The sequence below is a fragment of the Marinobacter sp. UBA2498 genome (genome assembly GCF_002341575.1).
Classification (GTDB): domain Bacteria; phylum Pseudomonadota; class Gammaproteobacteria; order Pseudomonadales; family Oleiphilaceae; genus Marinobacter; species Marinobacter manganoxydans.
Window position 1 is genome coordinate 1 of sequence record NZ_DDOI01000045.1, and the last position, 5,431, is coordinate 5,431.

Here is a 5,431-nt window from a genome sequence, read left to right on the forward strand (position 1 = left end):
GCATTGAGAGCCAGCAGGTTGGTCTGCTCTGCGATGGCGCCGATCACCGACAGCACCGATCCGATTTCCTTGCTCTGGTGGTCCAGCTGATTGACCGCTTCCACCGCCTGTTCAACATTACGGACTACCTGATCCAACCGGTTCCGAACTTCCCGGGAAATCCCCGCGGTGGCCTCACTCTCGGAACTGACGTTGCTGACCGAGCCTGCGATATCCTGAATGTTTTCAGCCACCTCGGAAATACTACGAGACATGGCATCCATGGTGCCGGACACCTCCGCCACTTCCTGTTCCTGACGGTTCACGGCCGCCACCGCACTGCGGCTGATGTCACCCTGAGCCTGGGCCTGGCCGGCGGCCGATTCGGCAGACTCTTTCACGTCGGAGACCAGCTCCTGGATACGGGCAATGAACCGGTTCACGCCCTCGGCCATCTCAGTAAGCTCATCCTTGCCTTTCATGGACACCCGGCGGGTAAGATCGGCCTCGCCATCGGCGATACCCCAGATCGCCGAGCTCAAACGGAAAACTCTGGGCAGCAAGCCTCCACCGAGCACCAGGGCGACCAGCAGGATCAGAACCACCACGGAACCGATTGCCAACATGCTCAAATTGGCGGAGAGGCTCGAGGCTTCGGTATTCAACGCCTCCACAGTGTTCTGGATTCTGGAGCGAGTGTCAGCGTCCATACTCGCCAACTGCTGCTGAAGGCGCTGGTTAACCTGCTCGGTTTCTGATTCGAGGGTGTCATGCAGCGCGTCGATGCTGCCGGTGATGGTAGTGCTGAATTCCTGCTCCAGAGCCGCCAGGTCCTGATTGATGCCTTCGAGCGACAGTCCCAGCTTCAGCTGACCAATGGCGGAACCCTGGGGAGCGATATCGGCAGTAATGATGACCACGTTGGGGTCGCGACTTGCCGCATCCAGGACCCGATTTGCCGCACCACGACCTTCCCCCTGCTCCATTAAGGTGCGCACCCGGTCATCGGTGCGGTCCACATAACGGGTCAGGCGTTCACCGTACTGGTCGTAATACACGGCAAACAGAACCGATTCACGGGCGTCGGCCAGTTCGACAAGATCGGTGAGGCGCGGGACATCCCGATCCCAGATCAGCGGGGCCGCAACAGCGGCGAGGACGTCAGCCAGACCCTGGGCTTCCGCCATTACAGCGGTGCGAACGTTGCCGGCAACGCGTTCCTGCTGCGCCGTCTGCTGGCGGGTGAGTTCGGCGGAGAGTTCCTCGGTGGTCTTCTGCCGCATGGTCTCCAAGCGGGATCGGACATCCTCACGGGTATCACCGAAGGAGGCACTGACCTGCTGGCTGCTGGCCTCAAGGGCGGACCCTGCGGTGTCTACCAGGCGCTCTACCTGGCTGGAAATCAGCCACTGGCTGACCAGGACCTGAACCAGACCGGCGACGACCAGAACAACAAAAACCGGTCGGAGAAGGCGGCTTGAGATCAGCCGCCTGATAAAACTGAGTGACATACGGACTCCGCTAGCATGTGTGCTTCATGCATCCTGCACAGTCGGCAACAGCGTCCCTGCCTGGCGTGTCCGTATGTATAGCAAAACCCGGGCCGGAGTGGGCCGCATTTATGTACGGGTTTTGTAGTTAATCGTCATCGCTTTCTTCCAGATCGATTTCGTCGGCGATGAAGTTGTTCCCGTTCCTCGAATATTCAACTTCGAGAATCAAAAGCTCGCCATCATCAAAACGATCAATAATTTCACTTTGAGTATTACTGTCGTAAACCGCTGGTCCGGCATCGATCGATACACCGAGAACCGTGATGGTGCTCGGAGTGATGCTCGTAAGCTTTCCTTCAAGCTCGTAAAGATCTCGATCATCGAAATCTGCAATTTCGTCATCAACCTCCACCTTCAAAGCTTCGATAAATACATCTGCACCCTGCTCTTTCTCAATGCCCTCGACCTCCACTGTGGTCGAACCAATGGGGAGGGTCTGGAATGAGATACCAGAGCCGTCTTCGACAGTGAAGGCAGTCGTCGACGAAATCCGAACTTCAACACCGCCGACTAGGAAAGAGTTGTCAGCAGAGGAAGAAACTACTCCCTTCACTTTCGCATTGCCGTCCCGGAGTTCAATTTCCTCCGCTTCAACAACCGTATCCGAGACGAACTGCCCTTCCACCTGTATCAGGAGCCCTTCGGTAAGCTCGTCGAGAGTAATGCTGTCATCCAGTTCGGTTGCATCTGTCACCCGAACGGTCAGACCTCCCATCGTAAACTCTCCCGGGCGTGAGCTGATACCGGAAGCGGTATAGGGCGCATCAATTATCGCGGTGAACTCGATATCGTCAGCACTGCTGCGACTGAAGCGTCGGGCGTCGTCCCGGTCAATGGTAGCGGCAGTCAACACGCTTCCTGACAGGGTTCCCTCTACCTCCAGGACAGCGCCGTTGATCAGGTTCGCCTCGGTCAGGTCTGATCCGAAACTGACGCTGTTCTCATCATATTCAACGGTGATCGTGCCAATCGTGAATTGATTCTGGGATATATCCACCGCTGACAATGTGCCTTCCAACTCGATACTAGTCAGATCCGGATTGATGACCGCGATGTAGCCGGCCCGATAGGAGCCATCGGCCTGACGCCAGGCGCTGACACGGACATGATCTGTGATAGAGGGTTCGCCAAGCAGTGTGGCGTAAGTTGTGCCGCGAACCACCGTCTGGCGATCAACCCGCACGGATTGCCCCATCACTGAAAGGGTCACGAATTCACCGGCACCACTTGGATCGGCGGTCACTAGGTCTACCGGACCCCGCAATGTATCGTCGTAACTGAGCTTCTCGGCCGTGCCTTCGCCATCATCAAACCACTCGCCTTCAACCCTGAGAATCATTCCTTCACTCAGAAGGCCTTCAGCAGTGATGCCGTCATTGCTTTCCACTTCCCGATTCGGAATGTCATCGGTGCTGAATTCAACGCCATTAACAAAAACACTTCCGAATCCGGAAACCGGACCAACGCTGGACCCGGTGCCCCGGATACCACCATCGGCAACATCAAGGCCTCCGCCAGCGCCACCGCAGGCGGAGATCGCCCCGAAGACCACTGTGCCGGCTGCCAGCCCAATAACACGATTGCAGAAGTGCCGTTTCATAACCTTTATCTCCGTAACCGGCGTTCCTGGCCGGCATCTGTCATATCGCTTGTTTAAAGCGCCTGCGGAAACTTTTTTATTCCCCACCCCGGCCGCCTTTTCCGGCGGGCTCTTCAAAGAAGAAGATGCTCACGCCGGTTCGGACGGGCTCACCGGATACACTTTCAGGCTCTTGACCGGATATATCCCGATCATGGGGACCAAGCCACTTGTCCAGTTCTTCCAGAAGAGACTGGGAACGTTCGGCTGCATGCCTGCGCCAGCGCTCCATCACTTCCGGAGGGATATTGTTGTAGGTCAGGGTTCTCTGGAACAGAGGTGGCTGCCCGGACTCGTCACTGACCAGATTGTGATCAATGGTTGCGATGAGATCCGATACGTCTTCACCGAAAATCTGCAGCATTTCCTCGCTGTCTCCTGCCGGGACAAAGGCCCTTTGCTGCAGGACCAGGCGGCCAGATTCCCCCTCCACGGAAACCACCCCCACCCGAAGCAGTTCATCCAGCACGGAACGGGGCGGCATGTCGCCGCTGTAGCGTTTGACCAGCTCGCTGAAGCTTGCAGGCCCGTCGAAAGCCAGCATTGCAGGCTCTCCGTCCTTGGCCTGAAACACCGCATCGTGGACCCAGCCCGATACCACCCGGGACGCCCGGTTGGTATGAAGCACATCACGGCTTCCAGTATCTTCCCCTGCCAGGATCTCCCGCTGGCGTTTGACTTCCTTTCGGGTCAGCCCGGTCATGACCGCAGCCCGTGAGTCCGTGGGCTTTCTCCGGTCGTCGGTGAAGTCCTCCAGGGCGGCTTCCACGTAGGCACGTTTAACCAGCTCGGAGAACTCACCGAAAGGAATACCATTGCGCAACAGCAACCTCGCCAGAGGGCGCAGAATGCGAAACAGCGCTTGATGCAGGGGGTTGGGCTTTTTCATGTTTGGGATTGTATTCCCATAGCGACTTCGAAAGCCAGAATGCGGGCCGACAACACCCCGGCCCGCTCCGGCGGTTTACTGATCAATCATCGCTGTCACTGTCGTCATTGCTGTCGTCGACCTCGACGTTCTCGGTCAGCTCATACAGGCCACCACTGGTCTGGCGGTACCCGATTTCCACTTCATCACCAACCTGTACGCCGGACAGGCTGTAGCCATTGCGAAGCACCTCAAGATTCATGATGGTGATGGAATCGGCTCCGATGGCACTCACCCGTGCCTCGAGCTCAAAGTCATCATCGTCGTCGTCATCCTCGCGTTCAATGCTGATGGCCTCGAGGAATCCGCCGTCACTGCTCTGCTGGCGACCTTCAATTTCGAGATAGTCTCCCACCTGCAGGCTCTGGATATCCTGAACGCGACTGCGACGGTCATCTTCGTCATCGTCGTCGTCATCAATCAGGGTATTGCCGGTCAGCTGGACCCGAACGCCACAGACGACCATGGTTTCATTGGTCAGATCAAGAGACTCGATGCGACCATCCAGCTCGGCATCGGAATCCCGGCCTTCGATTTCTTCAGCCACCAGGACGCCATTGCGGAAATCCCCTTCCACTTTCACAAACAGGCCATCGGCAAGGCTGCTTTCGCGGAGATCGTCGAACTCGGTGCCACCATCAATCTGGACGCGCACCCCATTCACCGAGAACTGTCCGCTAGCAGCGTCATAGTCATAAATGCTTCCGGAGATTTCGACATCGTCATCATCGTCGAAGAGGTCGTCCTCATCATCGATCTCCTCGGCCATGATGGTGTTGCCGTCCAGGTAGCCTTCCACTTCCACCACGATTCCGTTTGCCAGATCGTCCAGGGAGAAGCCGTCATCGCCGACAGCGCTGGTGTAATCAACCAGGAAACCGTTGATGGTGAAGGTCTGGGCGCTTGTGTCCAGATCGGCAACAACGCCTTCAATTTCTACTTCGTTGTTGTCATCGAATTCCAGGCCAATGGCCCGGGCACCCACAAAGCTTGCCCGGAAGCTGCCATCCTCAAGGCGCCAGGCGCTGACCCTTACACGATAGCCCTGGGGATTGTCGGCAAGGGCCGTTGGTGTTGCGCCGCGGAAAACGGTTTTGCCATCCAGGGCAATGCTCTGGCCAAGCATGGTCAGAGTGCCGGTGCGGGTAACCTCATCCCAACTCATGCCGGAAATCGGCCCGCGCAGGGTATCGTCATAACTGACTTTGTCCGCCCGCCCCTGACCACTGTCATCCCAATCGCCCTCAACTTTGAGGATCATGCCCTTTTCGAGCTGATCCTCGCGTTCCAGGCCATCGTCGCTGCTAACGCTGCCGTTGGTCTCAAAGCGGG

General features: G+C 57.4%; 4 protein-coding genes. All 4 read right to left on the reverse strand.

Features of this window, described 5'->3' with window-relative positions; genetic code table 11:
• Window positions 1-1,490, reverse strand: a 1,490-nt coding sequence (locus B2W52_RS04980; protein ID WP_286801711.1) for a methyl-accepting chemotaxis protein, incomplete at its 3' end; no start/stop codon positions are given.
• Between the two features lie 127 nt (window positions 1,491-1,617).
• On the reverse strand, window positions 1,618-3,132 hold the full coding sequence (locus tag B2W52_RS04985; RefSeq protein ID WP_273018217.1) for a DUF5666 domain-containing protein: 1,515 nt from the start codon (window positions 3,130-3,132) through the stop codon (window positions 1,618-1,620).
• Window positions 3,133-3,208: 76 nt separating this feature from the next.
• Window positions 3,209-4,060, reverse strand: a complete 852-nt coding sequence (locus B2W52_RS04990) for a DUF6502 family protein (RefSeq protein ID WP_008175272.1) — start codon at window positions 4,058-4,060, stop codon at window positions 3,209-3,211.
• Window positions 4,061-4,142: 82 nt separating this feature from the next.
• The coding region (locus B2W52_RS04995; protein ID WP_286801715.1) for a DUF5666 domain-containing protein at window positions 4,143-5,431 on the reverse strand (1,289 nt) is incomplete at its 5' end.